Raw genomic sequence first — 778 nt, 5'->3', positions numbered from 1 at the left:
TGATAGCAAAATTTTTACAATTCTTATACTTATAAATTTATAACGAAATTCATTTATCAATTGTCAGCCTGCATTACATGGAGTAATGTCAAATTATGAAACATAAAGAGTTTTTTGTATGTACTAAATGATCAAACTGAAATGGGGGCAAATATATGGAAAAAACTGTTGTTGTAACCTCTTGGAAATATGATATTTCTTCACGCTATTTAAAAATTTTTTACAGCAATGGCACAGCCGAGCTTTATCACCCTGTTCCAGAATTTGTGTATGACAATTTGCTACGCACTACTGATAAGACTGCTTTTGTCCATAAATACCTTGAGTTTGATCTTCATTTTAAACGACTTTATCTTTTAGCCTCATAAATAAAGAAACCAGCCTACGTTAAGGCTGGTTTTTTTATTTAAATTTATTAAGCAGCTTCGACTTCAACTTGTTCAGCATACTTCTCTAATATTTTTTCTTTTGCGTCTGGATGAATATTAATTTTCTCCATATTGCCTTTGTAATGCTCTACAACTCGATCATCCATAATTTTTGACCACCATGAAGGAATAAAGGCTGGTAAAATCATCGCTCCATAGCCCCCTGGTAACTGTGGCGCATCTTCAAAATGACGTAGAGTTTGAAAGCTACGTGTTGGATTTGCATGATGATCTGAATGACGCTGTAATTGATACAAGAACAAGTTCGTCACTACATTATTATTGTTCCAACTATGCTCAGGTAAAGTACGCTCATATTGACCATTGGCTTTCTTTTCACGTTTTAAACC

Annotated in this window: 1 protein-coding gene and 1 pseudogene; one reads left to right on the top strand and one right to left on the bottom strand. The window is 33.7% G+C overall.

The window, feature by feature from the left end; all coding sequences use genetic code 11:
• The first annotated feature begins 155 nt into the window (after window positions 1-155).
• The gene (locus B4H32_RS10175; protein ID WP_004662566.1) at window positions 156-368 is read left to right on the top strand and encodes a KTSC domain-containing protein; all 213 of its coding nucleotides are present in this window, start codon (window positions 156-158) and stop codon (window positions 366-368) included.
• A gap of 47 nt (window positions 369-415) precedes the next feature.
• Here B4H32_RS10175 and B4H32_RS10170 read toward each other — a convergent pair.
• Window positions 416-778: pseudogene (locus B4H32_RS10170) on the bottom strand (alkane 1-monooxygenase); the annotation flags it as partial.

The organism is Acinetobacter sp. UBA2063, assembly GCF_002333245.1.
Taxonomy (GTDB): Bacteria; Pseudomonadota; Gammaproteobacteria; order Pseudomonadales; family Moraxellaceae; genus Acinetobacter; species Acinetobacter parvus.
This window is presented reverse-complemented; position numbering and strand designations above follow the sequence as displayed.